Source organism: Clostridium sp. HGF2 (genome assembly GCF_964240115.1).
Classification (GTDB): domain Bacteria; phylum Bacillota_I; class Bacilli_A; order Erysipelotrichales; family Erysipelotrichaceae; genus Clostridium_AQ; species Clostridium_AQ innocuum.
This window is the reverse complement of sequence record NZ_CAXSSO010000003.1, coordinates 39,856-61,978: the sequence shown is the minus strand read 5'-3', so window position 1 is coordinate 61,978 and position 22,123 is coordinate 39,856. Positions and strand designations below refer to the sequence as shown.

The window sequence follows — 22,123 nt, the reverse complement described above, 5'->3', positions numbered from 1 at the left end:
AAAAAATGCAAATCATTCCATATTTATCCTGATTTATAGTTTATTTTCATAAAATTCATAAAACGTTCACATAGAGTAATTACAGGTAATCTGGAATTTCCGTACTTTTTATACTATAATGTAGATTATTGAGGTGTTTTCATGGAAAATAAAAAACTAAAACGCAGGAGCCTGATTATCGATATCATCATGCTCGCTGTATTTCTGATGGTAAGTATTGTATCCTTCTATATCGCCTACAGCTTCGGACTGCTCCCAATCAAGTGGGTTACCATAGCAGCAGCAATCTTCGGACTGCTGTTTCTGATTTTACTGCTACTCGCATTTAAACAGATGCCGACCTGGGGCTTAATCATCAAGCGGCTGTTTCTGATTCTGCTTGTCGCAATTGTTGGCACCTTCGGCTATTTCATGGAGAAATCCCGTACAACCATCAACAAAATGAGTAAAACGACCAAGGTCAATGATGACGGTACGACAACCATTACCACAAACCTGTACCTGATTACATCAAAAACCAGCGGTATCAGGAGTGAGGCAGAGCTTGCGGATAAGATTATCGGATTTCAGAACGGAAGTGATGCAGATAACCTTTCCTTTGCCAAGACCTCGGTATCCAAGGACATCAGCTCCTATACTGCCAAAGAGGAAATGGATTATACGACACTCTATGATCAGATGGAGCAGGGAAATGTATCCGCAATGGCAATCTCTGAAACCTTCTACAATATGTCGAAAGCAAACATCAAGGATTTTGAGAAAAATGTACAGATTCTGAAAACCTATTCCAAAACCGATACCATTAAGACCAAGGAACAGAAGGACATCACCAAGCAGACCTTTACCGTTTACCTGAGCGGTCTGGACAGTACCGGTTCTCCGGATCAGCAGACGCGTACCGATACCAATCTGCTGCTGATTGTCAATCCGGTCGCAAATCATATCGATATGGTTTCCATACCAAGGGATGCGCTGGTACCCAATACGGCCCTGAACAATGCCAATGACAAGCTGACGCATACCGGCATCTATGGAATCGATACGAGTGTGGACACCATCTCACAGTTCTTCGGCATTCCGGTTGACTACTATGCACGTGTCAGCTTTAATTCCATGATTGAAATCGTCGATACGATCGGCGGTATTGACGTGGATGTGGAACTTGATTTCTGTGAGCAGGATGAAAACCGCAGCTTTAAAAAGGACGATCTGATCTGCCTGAAAAAGGGAGAGCAGCATCTGGATGGAAAGCAGGCGCTCGCTTATTCCCGTCACCGTAAAACCGAGGGCTATGACAACGCCGGAAGAGAACGTGCACAGCAGCGTATCATCAAGGCAATCATCAACAAGCTGATTTCCCCGTCCGCACTTGGCTATGTCAATGATCTGCTGGATGTCGCTCCCAATTACGTGATTACCGATATGCCGGCAAACCAGATTACAAAATTCGTTTCCAGTGAGCTGGATAATATGAAGCCCTGGACAATTTCCAGTGTCATTTCCGATACCGGTGTCTATGATTCACAGCAGGTCGCAAGCCTGAATCCGCTGGAGGGACCATATGATGTATATCTCTTCAACAAGGATGAGGTACACGCTGTCGTCAATGCCTATGACGGTGCAAGCAACCAGCTGCAGATGGAGAGCTTTCATTTCAACATGGATGATCTCTACAGGGATACTCCGCCAATCAACGATGATCCCAATATCATCTGGGACATCATGGCAAGCACGCCGCACTAACAGCCATACGAAAACACCCTATGACAGGGTGTTTTTTATGATTTCTTATACTGCACGAGTTGTAGCTGTGAAGGATGGGAAGGATAAAAGACAGGACAATGGAATGAGGATGTGCCTTTTGGCATAGCCTGCTGGCAGTACAAAAAAACGCTCTTTAAAGGATACTCTGCCTCCTTTAAAAAGCGTGATCAGCCTCTATTCAGCTGTGCAGCTCATCGCTGATGGTAACACGATGCTTGATTCCCTGACACCATTCCTTCAGCAGCGCAATATCCTGTTCATCACGCACAATGCACTCAAGAAACAAGGTGTCCTTTTCACAGTTTGCCTGAACAACCACGGTATAGTATTCATCCAGATTCTCCACAATTCCCTTGCAGATCACCGCTTCCTTTTCGAAGCTGAAGGCGTCCATGACATCGACCGGCTTCTCCAGCTTTTCCAGAAATGTCGGAATTTCCTTTTCGAAGGTATAGGCGTTTGCCTTGATCATCCATTTCCAGGGCTCCTGTGCATCCTTGTACGGTGCCATAAAATGCATCGTCTGTGTTGTCTCATCAAAGCTTTTTTCACTGCAGCCATGAGCAGGAATACTCCAGCTTCCGAAAGGATAGGAAACAACTCCGTTTCGATAGCCCAGATGCGCGATCTTCAGCTCATCCGCATGCTGAATCAGAATCTCACGGTGGATTGCCGTACAGATACTGCGATAGGCGTCCATCGGCAGCGGAAGCAGGTCATCCTTCTCATACGCCGCCTCCAGATAATCCAGAATGCTGTTGGCAATCTTATCCGTATATTCATTCATAGAGCTGTATGCAAAGTAACACTCCTTCCACAGCAGCACCATGGCGCAGTTGCGATAATAGCGTGCAGTACGCTTTCGATCATTCCATACAAAGAAATCATCTGCCAAGTCCTCGACATCCCTTGTCTGAAAATCATCTCTGTGAATATAACCCAGCGGTGTGACGACAAAGCCCTCTCTGTAGACAGGGTGATAATACTCCTGCGGCCAGGAGATGCATAATTCCTTTTCCTCATCGATATGATCCAGAACATAGCCCTGTATATCCTTCAGCCAGCGGTAAAAGTACTTGTATTTCAAATTTTCAAAATTGCGGTCCGTATAATATCCCGTCGGATCGTTTACCTCCAGCGGAATTTGGGAACCGCTGATGATTTCATCAAAAACAGTGCAGACAAAAGCATGGAATCCGGGTCCTGCGACATTGGTCTGTGCCGCAATACTCACAAAGCGGTCCTCATAGCCGCATTCAATGTACCCCTCCGGACAGATATCAATCATGACGGTGGCATCATAATCCTCCAGCTTCAGCTTTTTCTCATCGCATACCTGCTTTAGAAAAGCACTGAATGCCTCTTTGTCCGTTTCCTTTTCCAGCTGTCCTTCCAATACAATTTCAATAGACATTGTCAAAACCCCTTTCAAAAAGGAACTGATTTCTCAGTCCCTTATTCAACTGCCAATACACGATAGACATTTTTCATTTCCCCATCGTAGATGACATCTTTCTTGTAATTCTTTGTACGGTCATATTCATAATCCTGAATTTCGATAACGCTGATCGTCATGGACTTCTTCAGACTCTCCACTTCCGTTTCTGCATAGGTCAATGTCAGCTTGACATCGTATCCTCGGCAGGCAGAGCCGTTGTAGGTAAAATCCTTGGCTTCTACAGCATCCACCTTATAACCGGATACCTCCGGCAGGCTTTTCTTCCCGTATTCGTTTACGATGGTCGGATAATTTCCATAGTAGTATGCCTGTGCAAACTCCATGAAGTTGCGGATCTTATCGCTTGGTATAAACTGCAGTCCGCCAAGATCCTGGGCATCCTCTTTGTTGGATAATGTAAAGAAATCAAATGCAAAGCTGACTGCTACCATGGTAGCCTCCTCTTTTCTGTCCTCGCTGGTAATTGCTTGCGACAGCTTGTTATACGCCTCGATTTGCGCCTGCGTTGGATTCAAGGGCTCCACATATAAATCATTGGCAACCATTTTCACTTCCGCCTTCTCTTCATTTTTCGCTGTTTCTTTTTTCTTGCTGCTGTCGTCAGAGCTGCATCCGCTAACCATAGTTACCGATAGGATTCCGACGCAGAGAAGTAATTTCTTTGCTATTTGATTCATACAGACCTCCATAAAACGTTTATTAGTATATCATAATTTTTCAGGAAAACCTATGCGTTTTGACAAATTTAATAATTTCTTCAGAATACATGCCGCCTCCCTGAGAAAGCCGGGCACTTCCGCCCCCCTTCAGGTGATAGGCATCCGCAATTTCTTTGAATACCTTTGCGGAATCAAAGTCCATATCCTTGTGAGAGGCTACGACTACATGAACATTGTCATATGTCTTTGCCACAAAGATGACCGCCTTTTTGTAATTCTCCGTTACATATTTTGCGACATCCGCTTCTGATTTCACATCAATATCATCAAAGAAATGGATGATGATATCCTCCTCGCTCTGTCCAAGCTCTTTTCCAAACATCTCATAATACTTCTGCTTCCAGACAATAATATCCCGATTCAGCTGACGTGTTTCATTGATTAAACGGTTGACACCGGTATTTACATAGAGGTGGGATACAGCCAGGGAACGGCTTGCTTCATCCAGCACCTTATAGCGTCTGGAAACGCAGTCAAGCAGCTGATCGCCGACAAGATATTTAATTTTATACCCCTTTGCTGTTTTTTCATACCCGCTGATGTACAGCATCTGCAGGTAGCGAAGGGATGGAACATGCATACAGCCGCACATATTGTAATCCAGTGCCCCGATGCGTACAACACGCAGATCATCGCGGTCAAGGTTTTTACCCTTGGCCATTTTGCTTGCCTCTACCCTTGTCGGATACTGTATACTGACTTCAAGATCATCGCGAATCAGACCGTTGCACAGAACCTGCAGCTCAAATGCCATCTTATCGGTGAAATCCTCAAAGCTGAATTCAATATCATTTTCCTCATCCCCTACATGATGAGCCAGTGTCTCCACCTTATAAACATTGCCGAGAACCGCACTGATCAGATGCTGTGCCGTATGAATCTGACATTTACGGAAACGCTCATGCAGGTTCACACTCATAAAGACCGTACCCTCGAGTCGGGTATCCAGAAGGTGCCACATATGACCTTCCTCATATTTCAAATCCAGTACCATGTGCTCGTCGATCATACCGATATCACTGGCCATTCCGCCGCCTTCTTTATAAAAGATGGTATCCTTGCAGGCATGCCAGAAGAGGCCGTTATCTTCCCGGACTTCCAGAACCTTGGTGGAAAGCTCCGTTGTAAAGCAATTATCATACAGTTTGTTGATCATAAGTATCCTCCTTTTCCAGTGTATTTTCTTATATTCTACCACACTTTTGTGTCTTTTTCTCAAGAAACTCATGTAACTAACACGTTATCTCATGATATAATGGTATGCGTCAGGAGTTGATGAAATGAATCAGGTAGCGAAACATTGGAAGGACTATGAATGCATCGATGCCGGCAGCGGGGAAAAGCTGGAGCGATGGAAGGATATCATACTGCGCCGCCCCGATCCGCAGGTGATCTGGCCGATGGAGGAAAACAGCATGTGGAATTCACCGCATGCACATTACCACCGTTCAAAAAGCGGTGGCGGTAGCTGGGAATATAAAAAGAAATTCAAGGATAGCTGGACGGTCTCATATGGCGATCTGCGCTTTAAGGTTTCTCCAACCGGATTCAAGCATACCGGCCTGTTCCCCGAGCAGGCTGCGAACTGGGACTGGATGATGGATACGATTCAAGGCAGCGGACGTGAGGATTTGCGTGTGCTGAATCTGTTCGCCTATACCGGCGGGGCAACCATGGCATGTGCCAGTGCGGGAACGGCAGAGGTCGTACACGTTGATGCCAGCAAGGGTATGGTGAACTGGGCCAAGGAGAATATGATGCTCTCCCATCTGGAGAATCATAAAATACGGTTTATTGTGGATGATGTGCTGAAGTTTGTTGCCCGTGAAAAAAGAAGAGGCAGAACCTACCATGCTATTATCATGGATCCGCCAAGCTATGGCAGAGGACCGAATGGAGAAATATGGAAAATTGAGGAACAGCTGTATCCGCTGATCTCCGCATGTATGGAAATACTGGATGAGAACCCGCTGTTTTTCCTTGTGAATTCCTATACCACCGGATTCCCGCCAACTGTTTTATACAACCTGCTGCGTACCACCGTTGGTAAAAAGCACAGGGATGGTCAGATTGATGCCGGAGAAATCGGTCTGCCCATTACAGCCACAGACAGTGTGCTTCCATGCGGAATCTATGGAAAATGGGTTAGCAGTAAGCGATGAAAGCATTGTCAAAATACCATATGAATTACGTTTGCATGTTTATGAATTAAGGAATCCGAATTGCTATGTATATACAATAGCTCTGGATTCCCTTTTTTATTATTCTCAGTATCTTCCTGCGCCTTTTATCATTTGATTGTGTAAGCAAATCATTAGCAAAAAATGAAAAAAAGCAGATTGCATGGAATTACAATCCGCCTGTCTACTTCAGATAAGACTTCCAGATATTCAGCTCACGCTGAGCACTTTCATGGGAATCGGATGCATGGATCACGTTGTTCACCAGGCGTACAGCTGCAGATGCCTTTTCATAGCTGTCATCGCTGTATTTCCCGCGGATCGTATCTGCACCAGCATCCTGCGGATTGGTTTTCCCTGCAAGTGTCCGTGTAAGCGTGATAATATCGTCACTTCCCTCATAGCTGACCTCCATCGGCATGATGGTATGCGGTCCGTCATAATAAAAGGAATTAAAAAGTTTTCCCGGGAAATTAAAATCCTTACTCATGGAATCGATCACACCTGCGTAATGATCAATCAGCGTCTTCATAACATCCATTGTAACCGTAAGTGTACAGCTTTTCTCAATCACGAGTCCATGAGAGCGCAGCTCCCTAAGAACCTCCTGTGCATGTCCGCCTGCAAACGCATCCGGCTTCAGCATCAAAAATGTTTTCTGTTTCATAGTGACCTCCTGTTTTTCTTTAGTATACACCATTATTTCAGAAATTTGTATCCCCTGTCCTGCTTCCGTAAAAAAGGATTACTGCTTGTGGATATACGTAATCATATCAGCGATGATTTCCACGCGGTTAAAGGGTGTGATCAGATAATAGCCATCGATATAGGGCCGCATTTCATCCATGGTTTTACAGCTGATATCTACTGCCAGTTTCTGTGCCTCCTTTCGCGTTGTTCCTTCATACATTGCGACGATTTCTTCATCCACTTCGATTCCGGAAATTTCATTGTTCATATACACCGCATTGCGATGGGATACAATCGGCAGAACACCGCCCAGAATATAGGCCTGCAGCTCTTTTCTTGCTCTTTTCAGATTGAAAAGGGCCTGCCGTGAATGTACCGGCTGTGTTAGAAAGCCTTCCATTCCCTGCGTGACCTTGCGCTTTGCTTTGGCAAGCTCAGCTTCGAAATTGACAGCGTTCAGATTCAGTGCTCCAAAAACCATAAAGGGACTGGTGAACATCGTTTCATTCAGATCACGGATATAGCCTGCCAGAATCTGCGAATTGAAATTGAAGACTCCCTTGACCTCCTGACGGTCCTCACTGGGAATCGGATCGCCTGTAACAACCAGTACATTGCGAATCCCTTCAATCTGCAGACCGAACAGCAGTGCCTTTGTCGCATTGATATTGCGGTCACGGCAGGTCATATGCGGTATGACATCCAGACCCAGCTCCCGATGCAGCTTGCAGGCAATCAGTGAGCTGTCAACACGGGCACGGGCAATCGGACAGTCCGCGATGGTTACAGCATCCACCCCGGCTTCCTTTAGAAACTCCACATGATTCATAAAGCGTTCAATTTCACAATTCGCCGGCGGATCGAATTCCACTGCTATGATCGGCTGCTTTCTCTGCAGCTTTCTGCGCAGGGGATTGTGATCCTCCTGTGGAATACGCTCTGTTTCCTGTGCCGGCTGCTGTACCTTTTGTATGATCTTATGCTCCTGCAGAGCTTCCCTGGTCTTTTGAATGTATATCGGTGTTGTTCCACAGCAGCCTCCCAGCAGCCTTGCACCCTTTTGCCAGATTTCCCGCATTTCCTTTGCGAAGTATGTCGAGCTGTCTCTGAAATAGGTTCTGTTTGCCAGAATGGTCGGATATCCGGCATTTGGCATGATCAGAATCGGCTTTTGTGTTCGATCGATGGAATCCAGCAGTCGCTTCATATGCATCGGACCGCACACGCAGTTCAGACCGCAGGCATCCACATGCTCATCCGCAAGACAATCCTGCAGCAGACGACTCATTGCGATTCCCTGACGGCTGTATCCATCAGCTGTAACCGCAAAGGATACAATAATACAGGCCTGAGGACACTGTTCTTTGATATACGAGGTTACCGCATGCAGCTCCTGCGTATTCAGCAGCGTTTCAAACAGGAAGCAATCCGCCCCCTCCGCAAGAAACACATCCACGATTCGCTGATACTGCTGTGCCAGAGATACATTTTTCTGTTCCATGATCGGCCCGATATCCGCAAATACCTTCACCTTGTCTTTGGCTGCTTCCTTAGCTATGCGATAGCCCTCCTGAAGAATGCGCCGTATCATCTCCCAGCTGCATTCCAGATGCTGTTCATTCGCGGAAAAGGTGTTCGTCTTAATGGCATCCGCGCCTGCCTCAATATACTCCTGATGAATGGCCGCAACCCGCTTTGGATGGTTTAGATTTGCCATTTCACACGGCTTTTGATCCTCTGCATAGCGCTGTGCATAATATGTGCCAAAGGCCCCGTCAAACAGCATATATCCCTGTGTATTCAAATATTTCTCTATCATCCCAGCACCTCCTTAGCGATGTCCGCGCTTTCCTTTGCATCCCTGGCATAATAGTCCGCATGAATCTGCTTTGCATAGTCGGCAGATACAACAGCTCCACCCACCATGATTTTACACTCATGCCCACTCTCATGCAGTGCCTGTATCGTTTCCTCCATGGATTTCAGTGTTGTAGTCATCAGCGCACTCAGCCCAATCAGACGTACCTGTTCCTTAATAGCGGTTTCCACCACAGTCTCCACCGGTACATCCTTTCCCAAATCAAATACCTGATAGCCGTAATTCTCCAGAACAACCTTGACGATATTCTTTCCGATATCATGGACATCCCCCTTGACCGTTGCCAGAATGATTTTCCCTTTGGATATGGATTCCAGTCCGCCTGCCTGCACGGAGCTGCGTATCTCTTCAAACGCACACTGCGATGCTGTTGCGGCATTGATCAGCTGCGGCAGATAGATTTCTTTTTTCTCATAGCGGGCACCGACCGCATCCAGTGCCGGTATCAGATGCTCATTAACTATCTGCAGCGGTTCTTTTTCTGACAAAAGCTTCGTACAGAGCTGCCGTGTTTCTTCCTTCAGCCCGCGCATGATGCTTTCTTCAATATTTATATGGACAGATTCAATATGCGGCTTTCCGCCCTCCCGCTTCTGCTGTGCATATATGCGGATATACTCCTGCGAATCAACATCGATTCCCTGCAGGACACGGTAGCTGCGCACGGCATCCATCATCGCCGCCTGATTCGGATTCATGATCGGCATACTCAGTCCGGCCTGCATCGCCATCGTAAGAAAGCTCTGGTTCAACAGAATACGGGATGGAAGACCAAAGGAAATATTGGATACCCCCAGCACCGTATGTACACCGAGCTGTTCGCGAATCGCTGTTAAAGCCTGCAGGGTTTCTTTGGCACCGCTTTGCTGGGCGGAAACCGTCAGTGTCAGGCAGTCCAGAAAAACCCTCTCCTTTGCGATACCGTAGCGCTGTGCAGTTTCTACAATGCGTGTCCCGATTTCCAAACGCTTCTGTGCACATGCAGGGATACCGTCCTCATCCATGGTCAGTCCAACCACATTGGCACCGTATTTCTTCACCGCAGGCAGTATGCTTTCCATAACCGCCGCTTCCCCATTCACGGAATTTACGATAGCAACACCGTTCACTGCGCGAAGGGCCGCGCGGATCACAGCCGGATCGGTGGAATCAATCTGCAAGGGAAGATCGATCACGGATTGCAGCTCCTTAATCACCTCCACCATCATTTCTTTCTCGTCGATACCCGGCAGTCCGACATTGACATCCAGAATATCGGCTCCTCCTTCCACCTCTTCCATGGCGATCGCGAGAATTTCATCCATACGATGCTCCTGCAGGGCAGCCTTCATGCGCTTATTTCCTGTCGGATTGATGCGCTCCCCAATTACATGCACATCCTGTATACGCAGACATTTGGTCGGTGTACAGGCATAAGAGCCAATGCGCCGCTTACGTTTTTCAACAGCGATTGTTTTTGGAAGTGTATTCTTCAGCTCCTGTATAAACTGAGGGGTCGTACCGCAGCAGCCGCCTACATAGGCAAGGGGAAGCTTTGTATATGGCAGCAGCATGCGTGCATAGGCAGCAGCATCAATGCTGTAGGTATTCGTTAACGGATCGGGTAGTCCGGCATTTGCCTTGATGATCAGCGGCAGGTTTGTCATCGCTGCAAGCTCCTCAGCAATCGGAAGTATCTGATCCGGTCCAAGAGAGCAGTTGATTCCAATGGCATCCGCTCCCAGCCCCTCTGCACATAAGGCAAAGCTGGCCGTTGTACAGCCGGTAAAGGTTCGATGATCTGCCTCAAAGCTCATGGTCACAAAAACCGGAAGCTGTGTATGCTCCTTAGCTGCAAGAATAGCCGCCTTCACCTCATACAGATCACTCATGGTTTCAAATATAACCAGATCTGCACCTGCCTGTTCCCCTGCAACTACCTGCTGGCGGTACAGCTCATAGGCTTCCTCAAACGGAAGATAGCCATTTGGCTCCAGCAGCTCTCCGATTGGTCCGATATCCAGTGCAACCTGAACGCCGGTTCTTCGTTTCGCGGCTGATTTCGCCAGCTGTACTGCTCTTGTTATGACTTCCTCCACCGTATACTGTGACTTGCTCAGCTTTTTGGCATTTGCTCCGAACGTATTTGTATAGATAATATCGCTGCCACTGTCAATATAAGCCGCATGCACCTCTTCAATGATTTCCCCATGCTCCATCATGAACAGCTCCGGAGAAGCTCCGGCAGGCAGCCCTTTGTCCTGCAGCTGTGTACCCATGGCACCATCCAGAAACTGGATTTTATTTTCAATTTCCACAGAATTTCCCTCTCTTTCGATAGGCACACTGCTTCACCAGTTGGCAGTGCCCGCACCCGCGCAATACAGCGGGCTGTATCCGATCCGCAATGCCGATAATAGCGGTGACGCTTTTCATCGGTACCAGCAGACTGCTTTCATTCACATGAAGTCCAATACGCCGTTGTGCATCCAGCGCCTGAAGAAAGGATGCCTGCAGGGTAATTGGCAAATCACCATAACCGCATGAATAGCGGTCTGTCAGATAAGGATAGCTTTGCTGCAGCTCCTTTTGCAGATTATCGCAGACAGCCTCGATGGCTGCACTGGCACAGCTGTCAAACAAAACAGCCTTCATCATATCCTGTACCTGCAGCTTTTTCATTTCCTTATCGATCCGTGAGCCAAGCGTTGCTGCCATGAATATACAGGCATGGCTTTCCTTCAGCAAACGCTGTATGTCACTTCCTATAAACTGCACACCGCTATCCACAGGCTGCGCATCATGCAGTCCGAATACACGATATACGACACGCGGTTCACTGTATCGCAGAACCAGCTGTTTCATTTCCTTCAACACTGATCGCGTCTGTTCATCAGGATTGTTTTCCCCATACCCTAGAAAATGCAGGATTTCTTCTTCGCTGATATCTGTTAATTCCCTACGCATAAACCGCACCCTCCTTATAAATAAAAAAGCTCTCCCCCATAGGACGAAAGCTGTATTTCGTGTAACCACCTATTTCATATCCGCCACTGTCAGCGAATTCTCTTCAGTACGCCGGAAGCATCCGGTTATACCGCAGTGCTGTAACGGGCACTTTCCCGTCATGAACTCTGATTGCCCATGCAACTCCAAGACCATCTTCCTCAGGGCTTCCCTGTTTTCTTCCACCATATCCGAAAACTCTCTGTAAGCTTCACCCTGCATACTCTTCTCTTCCTTGTCTTTGATTTGTTACATTTTATCATGATAATGTTTTCACGTCAATGAAAACAAATGAAAAAAGCAGAGCAATCTGCCTATTTCTCCATAAACTCCCGAATCATATCCAGGCGGTTTTTTGTGTCCTCATATCCCAGATCAAACCAGCGTCCCAGCAGCTCTTTATCATGCGTATAGCGTGTAACCCCATAATCTGCACTCGGACGAAGAACGATCGCATTTCCCTGTTCCTCCAGCTCCTTTACGATCTGCCACTGCTTCTGATAATTGATATGGCGGATTTTCAGATTCTCACGGATTGTTTTATTCCCCGGATACATTAGCTTCGCCAGCTGAATCTGCCATCCAGGTGCCGGTTTACGCACATAATTTTCTTCCTTGGTGGAAATGAATACATGCTTCGTATTTCCCTGCCGAATGCTCTGCTCAATCGGAATCATATCAACAAGCCCGGCATCCATATACGTATGTCCGCGGAATTTATACGGCCGTGTAAGCAAAAACAGGGCACAGCTCGCCTGCATCAGAATCTGCTCTTCCGGATCAAAGTATTCCTTTGGAAAATATTCCACCTCATTGGTATCCATATTATATACACCGATATCCAGTAATGTTTTGTTGTTCATAAAGGCTTCATAGTCAAGAGGAGCATGCTTCTCAATGAATTTGCATACGTAACCGATGCCGAACACACCCTTTTCATGAATCAGAGGAGATACACCGATTGCGCCTGATTCACATGCCGCATCCACTCCTGTGACACGTAGACGATCCTTCTGTTTTGCGACAAACGGCAGCAGAACCTCTGCACCGGCACTGATTCCAACGGTATATGGAAATTCAATATCATAGTCCAGAAAACACTGCAGAACTCCACAAGTATATGCAGCCTTTGTGCCTCCGCCTTCGCAAATCAAACCAATTTTTTCTGCCATTTTTCTACACCTCGCAGCCCTTTCATTATACTATGAGCTGACGGTAAGGTAAAGAAATAATTTACCTGTAACTGTAAATAAGACATTCAAAAGAAATCGTCTATCCTTCATTCTGTTTTCAGATGAAGCAGTGTGTAAAAGCCGATTAGAGCTTTATCCCACAGTGATATGCCGTGCTGATAAAGTCTTGTTAGCAATAAAACATTACATACTTCTGTTCCTGAACAGCTCGAATCAACAAAAGCTCAGCCGTTCGCAAGCTCTCTGTTATGTAGCCTTTTTCATAAGCATCCTCTGTATACAGCTGCAGTGGAAACAGTTTTATCCATGCATAAATATTTTTTTCAACCTGAAGCTCATGCAGAAGCTCCCTTATTTCCTGCCATGAGCGTATGATCAGGTAGCGTCTGTCCAGCATATGGTCAGATATCTTTTCAGCGATAGGAAACTCCTGTATATCAATCAGGTGTTTATGAAAGGATTCTTCATGTAAAACCTGATGGCTGATATGTTCATCCTCCAGCTCCATCAACCGGTTTGCTATAACATCATCAATAATAAAAAGTGCACTTGTATTTTTCATGTTTCCTCACTTCCTTTTTTCCATTATATATATTCGAAAGTTAGTTTTTGGTTAGATACACTGATATAAAAAGAAAACAGCCACATTCATGACTGTTTTCTAATCTTTATGAACGAGCAGTTTCTGCATTGTTTTTGTTATCATCCAGTTCTTTCCACTTTCTGCCAAACAGAACGAAGATTACCTGTACGATTAGGAAGGCTGCCATAAGCAGCGTCCATTTGTCAACCAGAACCATCGCAAGTGTAATATCCTCCGTAAGGAAGAATGCTATTACGGAGACAACTGCTGTTATCGTGCTTGCCACACGCAGCCATTTTCTTCTCTTATAGCCTTTTGACTGTTCTTCATCATTTCTCATTGCGGAAGTTTTTTCATCTTCCTCCTCTTCCTCCTTCTTCAGCTTGGATAGCAGAAGGAACAGACCGAGAAGTACCGTACCACCGGCACAGATCAGATTTATCAATGCCCATTCATTCTGTGAGCCGCCGCCTTTCGGAGTTGGATTTTCCTGAACCTCTGTGCTTTCTCCACCCTGCGGCTGATCAGGATCATCTTCATTCACAATCGGTCCTGGATTCGGTGCCGGTGTCGGAGCTGGTGTCGGTATGACCGGTACGACGATTGGAGGAGCAATTGGATTCACAGGAATCTGAGGAGCTGCTGGTGCTGCCGGTATCGGGGTACCCGGATTTTGTGGTATTACTGCAGGAGGCGTAGGTGTTACCGGTGTTGGAAGTATCGGAGCTATAACCTCTGCAAAGCCTGCAGTAAATACGGTATCCTCAGTGAAATAGGTGTTTCTCATAGCGTCTGTATTCACATAAGCATTGCCATTTGCTGTCCAGCTCATAAAGCTGTACCCATTATTTGCAATAGCATCTACCAATGCCTGCGGTCTTACTGCTGCTGTTGTATTGTTACCCGGACGGGTAACATATTCTACGGTTGTTCCTGTAACGGAGCCATTGGTATCCGCAACATATGCAAAGCGTACCTGATATTTATCCGGTGTACCATCCGGTGTTGTATCCGGATTTGGCAATCCGCCTTTGGTATCCGCAGAATAGTATACGTTGACGGTTACATGCTCACTTTCAACGACCTTTGTATCTGCAACTGTAAACACATATCCCGGAATGCTGATTCTGTGGGCTTCACCGTATAGATAGGTTCCATGCTCGATATCATTTACCGTTACAGCAGGTGCGAGTTCTTCCCCTGTATCCTCATTGAGGAAACGAACAACTGCAGTATAGGTATTGATTGCATAATGGGCCGTGAATGCAGCCCCTTCGCTTGTAATTTCCATCCCCTGCTTCGGAGTCTGCGGCGTCCAGTTTACAAAATGATATCCACTGTTTGCTGTAGCAGTTGCAATCTGATTTTGTGCAAGTCTACCGGTTCCGTCCTCAGCATAATTTCCCTGCTTATCATAGAGGGTGACATATGTCTTGTTGAAGCTGACGGTTCCGTTTACTGCTGCGAATGAAACCTCTGCCTGATATTTATCCGGCACATTGTCAGGCTGCTCAGGATCCGTTGAATCTGAACCATGATGATCTTCTTCAAAGCTTGCGTAGAATACAGTATTACTATGGATAATATACGTACTTGGGTCATTGATTTCTATACCTTCAGGGTGATTTACATCCCTTACAATCCATTTATCAAACGCATAGTTCAAATTAGCCGTAGGCACTGGCATTGCAAATCCTGCGATATCGCCAATCCTTGTATTTGCAAGTATACCACTATATAAGGTAGTACCTGTAAGTGTACCATTTGCCTCTGTTACAAAGTTCACATTGTATGTTTCTTCCTTGTAATCCGGCTTTCCGTTCCCATTGGTATCCTTTGCGAATTCAGCGTATACCACAGTATTTCCTGTTACCTTATAGGTCCCAGGCTCTGCCGTTTCGATACCGGCTTTGTGTTCTACATCCTTTATTACCCATTTATCAAACGCGTAGCCTTCATCAGCAACTGCCTTTGGTTCTTTGTAGCCTTCTGCACTGTTGATTGCTGTGCCTGAAAGATAATCTTTATATAACGTGGTTCCTTCCAGCTTTCCGTTTTCTCCGGCTACGAAGTTCACATTGTATGTTTCTTCCTTGTAATCCGGCTTTCCGTTCCCGTTGGTATCCTTTGCATAATAAACACGAATGATATTATTTGCTGCTTCCGTATCAATGGTTAAAGGATTGTTTTTTACCTCATCCAAAGCATACGGACTTCCCCCATACGTTACAGAGACTTCCGGGTTCAGTGTAATCACTTCTTCGAATACAGCTTTCTTCGTATCGGTTTTTCCCTTTACACCGTCATAATAATATTCTATGCTGTAGTCATAGCTGCCTTTTGTAAATTCAGCAATGAAACTGGTATCCTCATTTAAATCCAGTTTCGTTGTCGGTGTTTCCGGAGACCATTTCAAGCTATTCTGATCATAGCCTCTTGCCGCTGTAGCTGTAGCTATCTGTTCGTCGCTCAGATGTCCGATTCCACCGTCTTCCACGGTTGCATATTCGCCATTCTTATACAGAGTTACGTAGAACATTTTATTTCCCGGTTCATTCTCATGTACCGCATCTATTGTTCCGTTTACTGCTTTATACATCACCTTTATCTGATACTTATCCGGAATCTGATCCTTGTTTTCATCCTTACTATAATAAACCTTTATGATATTCTTCTTATTATCCGTATCAATGGTTAAAGGATTGTTTTTTACCTTATCCAAAGCATACGGACTTCCCCCATACGTTACAGAGACTTCCGGGTTCAGTGTAATCACTTCTTCAAATGCAGCTTTCTTTGTATCGGTTTTCCCCTTTACACCGTCATAATAATATTCTATGCTGTAGTCGTAGCTGCCTTTTGTAAATTCAGCAATGAAACTGGTATCCTCATTTAAATCCAGTTTCGTTGTCGGTGTTTTCGGAGACCATTTCAAGCTATTCTGATCATAGCCTCTTGCCGCTGTAGCTGTAGCTATCTGTTCGTCACTCAGATGTCCGATTCCACCGTCTTCAACGGTTGCATATTCGCCATTCTTATACAGGGTTACGTAGAACATTTTATTTCCCGGTTCATTCTCATGTGCCGCATCTATTGTTCCGTTTACTGCTTTATACAACACCTTTATCTGATACTTATCCGGAATCTGATCCTTGTTTTCATCCTTGCTATAATAAACCTTTATGATATTCTTCTTATTATCCGTATCAATGGTTAAAGGATTGTTTTTTACCTCATCCAGAGTATACGGTCTTCCCCCATACGTTACAGAGACTTCCGGGTTCAGTGTAATCACTTCTTCGAATACAGCTTTCTTCGTATCGGTTTTTCCCTTTACACCGTCATAATAATATTCTATGCTGTAGTCATATCTGCCCTTTGTAAATTCAGCAATGAAACTGGTATCCTCATTTAAATCCAGTTTCGTTGTCGGTGTTTTCGGAGACCATTTCAAGCTATTCTGATCATAGCCTCTTGCCGCTGTAGCTGTAGCTATCTGTTCGTCGCTCAGATGTCCAATTCCACCGTCTTCCACGGTTGCATATTTGCCATTCTTATACAGGGTTACGTAGAACATTTTATTTCCCGGTTCATTCTCATGTACCGCATCTATTGTTCCGTTTACTGCTTTATACATCACCTTTATCTGATACTTATCCGGAATCTGATCCTTGTTTTCATCCTTACTATAATAAACCTTTATGATATTCTTCTTATTATCCGTATCGACAGTCAGCGTATTGGCTTTTGTAAATGTAAAGTTTTCAATTGGAAGCTGACAGCTGGATCCTTCTATTATATCTCCAAATTTTGCATTCTTATATTCATCATCATGAATTTTTTTATTGCTATCCTCATCAAAATGCTGGATTGTATATTTCTGATCTGTTTTCTTCCATTGTGCATAAAGAGCTACCGAAGTTTTCACTGTAAATTTCGCATGTGCTGCATACCTGGTCCCTGATCCATCGGCCTTTGTATTCCATCCGGTAAATATATAGCCTTTTCTCTGTGGAAATCCTTCCAAACTGCTATAATCTTTTACCTCGTATTCATTTCCCGTCACCGCATGCTCAATCACGGATGTATCAAAACCGTCTATATTGGCGAAATAACCAATCTCAACCTCTACTGCCTTAATATAGCCATCCACATGCGGCTTTTGATTATCCTGTCTTTTTATTGAATACCAGACAATGTTAGTAAGCTCTATTTCCTTCCCTTTATCTACGCCGGTTCTAACGGTGTATTTCAAAGGTATGTGTCCTTCGGGAACGTAAATGTAGTTACTGTCAACACCATTTTCGTTCGTTATAGGCTTCTTGTTTACATAAGCTTTCTGGTATGCCTCATCACTTATAAATCCTGAGAAGCCGGTCCCCTGATTATGCATTATATCATTTCCTGCCCAGTTTGGGCCATACCATGGATTGCTGTTTGAAGGGACGAAATTCTTCGGATTGTAATTACCTGCCAGATTTTTCGGAAGCTCAGAGCTAGGTAATAGTACAAAGAATTCAGCCTTTTTCGTGTAAGTCTTATTCTCATAAACAGCTTTGAAATTCATTTTACTATGAATAGCCATAGCTGATATATCTTTACCGGAATATATTTTCTGATCCTGGTCCAGTTTCCAGCCTTTGAAATTTTTATCTTTCAGTACAGGTGTTGGAATCGCAGTTTCGGATATACGATTGCCTCTTTCAGCATGAACAATTACAGGTTCTTCCGAATTATTATAAGCACCCCCGGCTAAATCAAATGATATATCGACAGGTGCGCTTAATTCAGCTTTGGAATATACAAGAGTAATCTCATTGCTTGTATTTTCCAATACCATAACGCTAGCATTCTCTTTTAATGCTGTATACCCGTTAATTGCCTTTGCATCAATTGTCAGCAATTCATGCAGCTTCCCCTCTTTTACATCATCCGCTGCGAGCCGGTTCCCCTCCAGGTCCTGATAATGAATCGTAGCAGTCGCTTTCATATAGACATTGATTACCAGATTTTTTTCTGATTCCCCAACCTCTCTGTTATAAACTATGCTGTTATCAAATGCCTCGCCATTTACTGTGACCTGTTCAACTGCATAGTTCGCATTAGCTGTTATTTCAGTTTTCTCCGGATTGGTAGCTGAACCAAATGTCAGTACCCCTGATGTCTTTTCAGCGCCATCCACATGCACTGCGACATTTAACTTTGAAACTCCCTCAGGAATATCACCGCTTCCTGTCTCATATACAGCGATTGGCTTATTCTCTGTTGTAATCTGTACAAAATCATCTGCGTAAGCTATATTGTCATTTGCTACAATAGTAGTCATAGAGGATGGTACCAGCTGCAATGTCATTACGATAGCTAACAGCAACTTACTGAACCCTTTTTTCATATACATCCTCTCCTTTCTCTTATGGTGTATATAAAGTATTTCCCACTTTACACGATTAGTATAGAGCTGGAGGAGTTAGAATTTGGTTAGATTGCATCCTCGGACAAAAAAAGTTCAGCAGGCGCATGAACTCTTCATTTCTAATTTACTGATTTGTATTCTGTATATAATAGTGCAGTCGTTCCTTACGATTACGCACCTTTCCCTGAAAGCTCGAGGATACACGCTGTGCAATCCGATACGCATCATCCTCAAGCCGGCATGGCAGAAGGACAAGAAACTGATATCGATTCAACCTGGTGAACACATCCCCGCTTCTTAAAGAGCTTTGTATGGAGACTTTCGCCTTTTCCAGTAATTTCTCCAGACGCTTCTCATCATCCCCGTCTGCTTTAATTTCGAAAATGAATAGAAAATACCGTAGATCCTCGCGTACTGCATTTCGCATGGAAATTTCGTAAATATAATCAAATGCAGTATTATCACAGTATAATGCCCCTCTGGAAATTTCCTTACTCTTATAATAGGAGGTGATACCCTCAATATTTTTCTTCTCTTCATTATTTCCGATAATATCGGAATACAGCTCTTTCATTTTTTCTGAAAGACTGATCGCATATTCGCTTACCAGCATCCTGGTAGAGGTCTGGTAATATTCATATGCCGCAGCGTAATCGCCCTCACTGATGAGGGCCTGTATATAATAGAAATGGTTTTCTTCAACTGAGGGCTCCAGAGTGGCCGCCTTCAACGCAATGCTTTTTAATTCCGCATATTGCGCACTGCGAAGATAATACACACACAGCTTATCCGTTACGGATAAAAATACATTACGGAAATATTCCACCTTCTGCATGAACCACAGCTGCTCCGTATCGTTATATAAACCGCCATCATACAAATCAATGATTATTCTCGCATGTACGGAAGTATTGTCGTCATAGCTGGCTGCCTTTTCAATTGCCGCAAATTCCTTCTCAAACAGGGATGTATCGACGATGGTTTCAACCTCCGGCTGAAAACGGTAACCACCCTTTTCTGTGTGTATAAATTCGATATCCTGGAACGTATGAATTTCCTTCAGCAGCTTACGCAGACGGAAGATGTTGAATTTCAGAGAACTCAGCGGATTATCACTGTTTTCCCAAAACAGCTCCATCAGAAAATCTCTGGAGACGTTATTTTGATCCTGCAGGATCAGAACTTCCAACAGGCTGAGAGACTGGCGGGACAGATAATCCCGCATATTGAACACTTCTCCACCATATTCAATCGTAAAGCCGTCAAACAGGTGGATATACATTTTACTGCTGTTCATGAAATTCCTCCTCATCTCATTTGTATAATTGCTGCTAAGTAAATCCATATTCCAACACATAGATTCCCTCTGAAAAAACCCTGCCTTATCATGCTACTGCAAAATCGGAAGAATGTCCACAATAAGGCAATGATATTTGTAAAAAAGGAATTTAAAAGCTGCTTCCCGGGGTTGGATGAAGTCTTTTTCTTATGCATACAGATACATATGCTTAATTTTCATTCAAAAAAGCGCTCACCGCTTTCTTTATGAATTTACTGATACCGATATGTGACAAGGCTTCTTTGATAATGATTTCAAATGGATAAAGTGGTCAAAGGCAGAGCCGTACATGCACATCCTGTATATTTATCGCTTAGTTAGGAACTCATTTCCTTCTACAGAAAGAAAAAGACCCTTAGGTCTTTTCTCTTTACATCATCGGTGAGAACAGATTTAAAATCGCCCGCATGATACGAATCGGAAGCCGGACCTGCCGGCATTCCTCCAGTGTTACCTGATGACTTTTTGAAAGTGTTTCAAGATAATCCCTTTTCACATCCATAACCACCTTGCTGCGATAGAACCATACACCGCATTCATAATGCAGGTAATAGGAACGATAGTCCATGTTCACCGTACCGACGATTGCCATTTTATCATCTACAACAAAGCTTTTTCCATGAACAAAGCCCGGTGTGTATTCATATATTTTTACACCACCCTCAATCAGATCCTTATAATTGGAGCGTGTTACTGCGAATACATACCATTTATCCGGAATATGCGGTACAAGAATACGAACATCAATTCCATTTTTCGCCGCCAGCAGCAGTGCTGTTTTCATCTCATTATCGATAACAAGATACGGAGTAGTCGCATATACATACCGGTTGGCACTGTTAATCATATTGATATGTGTATATTCTCCTACATTTTCCTCATCTGTCGGGGAATCGCTGTACGGCTGCACATAGCCGTCATTGTGAATATTCTCAAACACCTTGAAATCGGGCTTGTAGGAAAATACATCATCCTTTTCCTTTTCATCATAATTCCAGAACTGCAGAAACATCAGCGTCAGATTCCATACAGCTTCTCCGCGAATCATGATACTGCAGTCTTTCCAGTGACCAAAGCGCTCTTTCTGATTGATATACTCATCTGCAAGATTGATTCCCCCGGTCATTCCCACCTTTCCGTCAATGACAAGGATTTTTCGATGATCCCGGTTGTTCATCTGCATGGCAAGCCGCGGCTTGATCGGATTGAACACCTTTGCCTGAATACCAAGCCTTCTCAGTGTCAGATAGTAGTCCTGCGGAAGCGTTGTAATACAGCCCGCATCATCGTACATGACACGTACCTCCACACCCTGTTTCACCTTATCGATCAGAATGTCCAGAATGGTATCCCACATCACACCGGGGGCGATTATGAAGTATTCCATAAAAATGAAGCTTTCAGCCTTTTTCAGCTCCTCCACCATTGCCTTGAACTTTTCCTCACCTACCGGGAAGTAGGTTGTTTCCGTATGATTGTAGATGGGAAAGATTGCATTCTTCCACAGGTAGTTGGCCTGCTTGTGTGCAAGCGGATCCTCTGCCTCCAGAGCCTCCATGATTTCTGTATTCTGCCAGGAAATTTCCTGATAGTTTTCCAGTGCCTCGCTGTCTCGCTTACGCAGCTCCTTGGGAACCTTCTGTCCGCCAAACAGCAGATAGATCAGGCCTCCGAAGACAGGTACAGCCATGATCAGCAGCACCCAGGTCAGCTTATAGGTCGGATTGTCATTTTTATTGATGATGTAAATGCTCATGCAGAAGCTTAGGGCGATCAGAATAAAATAAATCGCCACAAAGTATTCGCTGAGCTTGAAGACGATACCGAAAAATACGAACAGCTGAATCAGAATCAGTATCGATACAATCAAAATTTTATTATGTAAAAGGGATAGTAGTTTACGAATCATGCAGCTCCCT

Annotated in this window: 14 protein-coding genes and 1 other annotated feature; of the genes, 2 read left to right on the top strand and 12 right to left on the bottom strand. The window is 44.6% G+C overall.

All coding sequences use genetic code 11. From position 1 onward, the window contains the following. Window positions 1-141 precede the first annotated feature (141 nt). A complete protein-coding gene (locus tag ACESPQ_RS06845; protein ID WP_257379600.1) occupies window positions 142-1,743 on the top strand; it encodes an LCP family protein in 1,602 nt (533 codons plus the stop codon). A gap of 199 nt (window positions 1,744-1,942) precedes the next feature. On the opposite strand, the gene ACESPQ_RS06840 is transcribed toward ACESPQ_RS06845, so the two are convergent. From ACESPQ_RS06840 to ACESPQ_RS06830, 3 genes are read right to left on the bottom strand one after another with little or no spacing between them, the layout of a single operon-like run. Beyond that, window positions 1,943-3,178 (bottom strand): hypothetical protein, encoded by a 1,236-nt coding sequence (locus ACESPQ_RS06840; RefSeq protein WP_002607606.1) that lies wholly within the window; start codon window positions 3,176-3,178, stop codon window positions 1,943-1,945. A 41-nt stretch (window positions 3,179-3,219) separates the two neighbouring features. Next, window positions 3,220-3,900 carry a hypothetical protein gene (locus ACESPQ_RS06835; protein ID WP_002607607.1) on the bottom strand — a complete coding sequence of 227 codons (681 nt, stop codon included), beginning with the start codon at window positions 3,898-3,900 and terminating at the stop codon, window positions 3,220-3,222. A 40-nt stretch (window positions 3,901-3,940) separates the two neighbouring features. Next, the gene (locus tag ACESPQ_RS06830) at window positions 3,941-5,098 is read right to left on the bottom strand and encodes a DHHA1 domain-containing protein (protein ID WP_002607608.1); all 1,158 of its coding nucleotides are present in this window, start codon (window positions 5,096-5,098) and stop codon (window positions 3,941-3,943) included. Window positions 5,099-5,222: 124 nt separating this feature from the next. Here ACESPQ_RS06830 and ACESPQ_RS06825 point away from each other — a divergent pair, with 124 nt between their 5' ends. Further along, window positions 5,223-6,104 (top strand): class I SAM-dependent methyltransferase, encoded by an 882-nt coding sequence (locus ACESPQ_RS06825; RefSeq protein WP_109771336.1) that lies wholly within the window; start codon window positions 5,223-5,225, stop codon window positions 6,102-6,104. Between the two features lie 202 nt (window positions 6,105-6,306). On the opposite strand, the gene ACESPQ_RS06820 is transcribed toward ACESPQ_RS06825, so the two are convergent. The 9 genes from ACESPQ_RS06820 to cls form a co-directional block, all read right to left on the bottom strand. Next, window positions 6,307-6,789 (bottom strand): nucleoside-diphosphate kinase, encoded by a 483-nt coding sequence (locus ACESPQ_RS06820; protein ID WP_044906349.1) that lies wholly within the window; start codon window positions 6,787-6,789, stop codon window positions 6,307-6,309. A gap of 78 nt (window positions 6,790-6,867) precedes the next feature. After that, window positions 6,868-8,631 (bottom strand): bifunctional homocysteine S-methyltransferase/methylenetetrahydrofolate reductase, encoded by a 1,764-nt coding sequence (locus tag ACESPQ_RS06815; RefSeq protein WP_109771337.1) that lies wholly within the window; start codon window positions 8,629-8,631, stop codon window positions 6,868-6,870. After that, window positions 8,628-10,988, bottom strand: coding sequence for a homocysteine S-methyltransferase family protein (locus ACESPQ_RS06810; RefSeq protein ID WP_373144132.1), 2,361 nt, complete (start codon window positions 10,986-10,988; stop codon window positions 8,628-8,630). Before ACESPQ_RS06810 ends, ACESPQ_RS06815 begins: the two co-directional genes overlap by 4 nt. Further along, the gene (locus ACESPQ_RS06805; RefSeq protein WP_054344183.1) at window positions 10,978-11,637 is read right to left on the bottom strand and encodes a vitamin B12 dependent-methionine synthase activation domain-containing protein; all 660 of its coding nucleotides are present in this window, start codon (window positions 11,635-11,637) and stop codon (window positions 10,978-10,980) included. The genes ACESPQ_RS06810 and ACESPQ_RS06805 overlap by 11 nt, the downstream gene beginning before the upstream one ends. A gap of 36 nt (window positions 11,638-11,673) precedes the next feature. Then, window positions 11,674-11,921: a binding site (T-box leader), on the bottom strand. A gap of 69 nt (window positions 11,922-11,990) precedes the next feature. Next, the gene (locus tag ACESPQ_RS06800; RefSeq protein ID WP_008818809.1) at window positions 11,991-12,848 is read right to left on the bottom strand and encodes a patatin-like phospholipase family protein; all 858 of its coding nucleotides are present in this window, start codon (window positions 12,846-12,848) and stop codon (window positions 11,991-11,993) included. Between the two features lie 190 nt (window positions 12,849-13,038). Then, a complete protein-coding gene (locus tag ACESPQ_RS06795) occupies window positions 13,039-13,431 on the bottom strand; it encodes a hypothetical protein (RefSeq protein WP_109771339.1) in 393 nt (130 codons plus the stop codon). A 106-nt stretch (window positions 13,432-13,537) separates the two neighbouring features. Then, on the bottom strand, window positions 13,538-18,844 hold the full coding sequence (locus ACESPQ_RS06790; RefSeq protein WP_373144131.1) for an InlB B-repeat-containing protein: 5,307 nt from the start codon (window positions 18,842-18,844) through the stop codon (window positions 13,538-13,540). Window positions 18,845-18,989: 145 nt separating this feature from the next. Next, the gene (locus tag ACESPQ_RS06785; protein ID WP_109771340.1) at window positions 18,990-20,162 is read right to left on the bottom strand and encodes an AfsR/SARP family transcriptional regulator; all 1,173 of its coding nucleotides are present in this window, start codon (window positions 20,160-20,162) and stop codon (window positions 18,990-18,992) included. A gap of 412 nt (window positions 20,163-20,574) precedes the next feature. Continuing rightward, a complete protein-coding gene (gene cls / locus ACESPQ_RS06780; RefSeq protein WP_109771341.1) occupies window positions 20,575-22,113 on the bottom strand; it encodes a cardiolipin synthase in 1,539 nt (512 codons plus the stop codon). Between the last annotated feature and the right edge of the window lie 10 nt (window positions 22,114-22,123).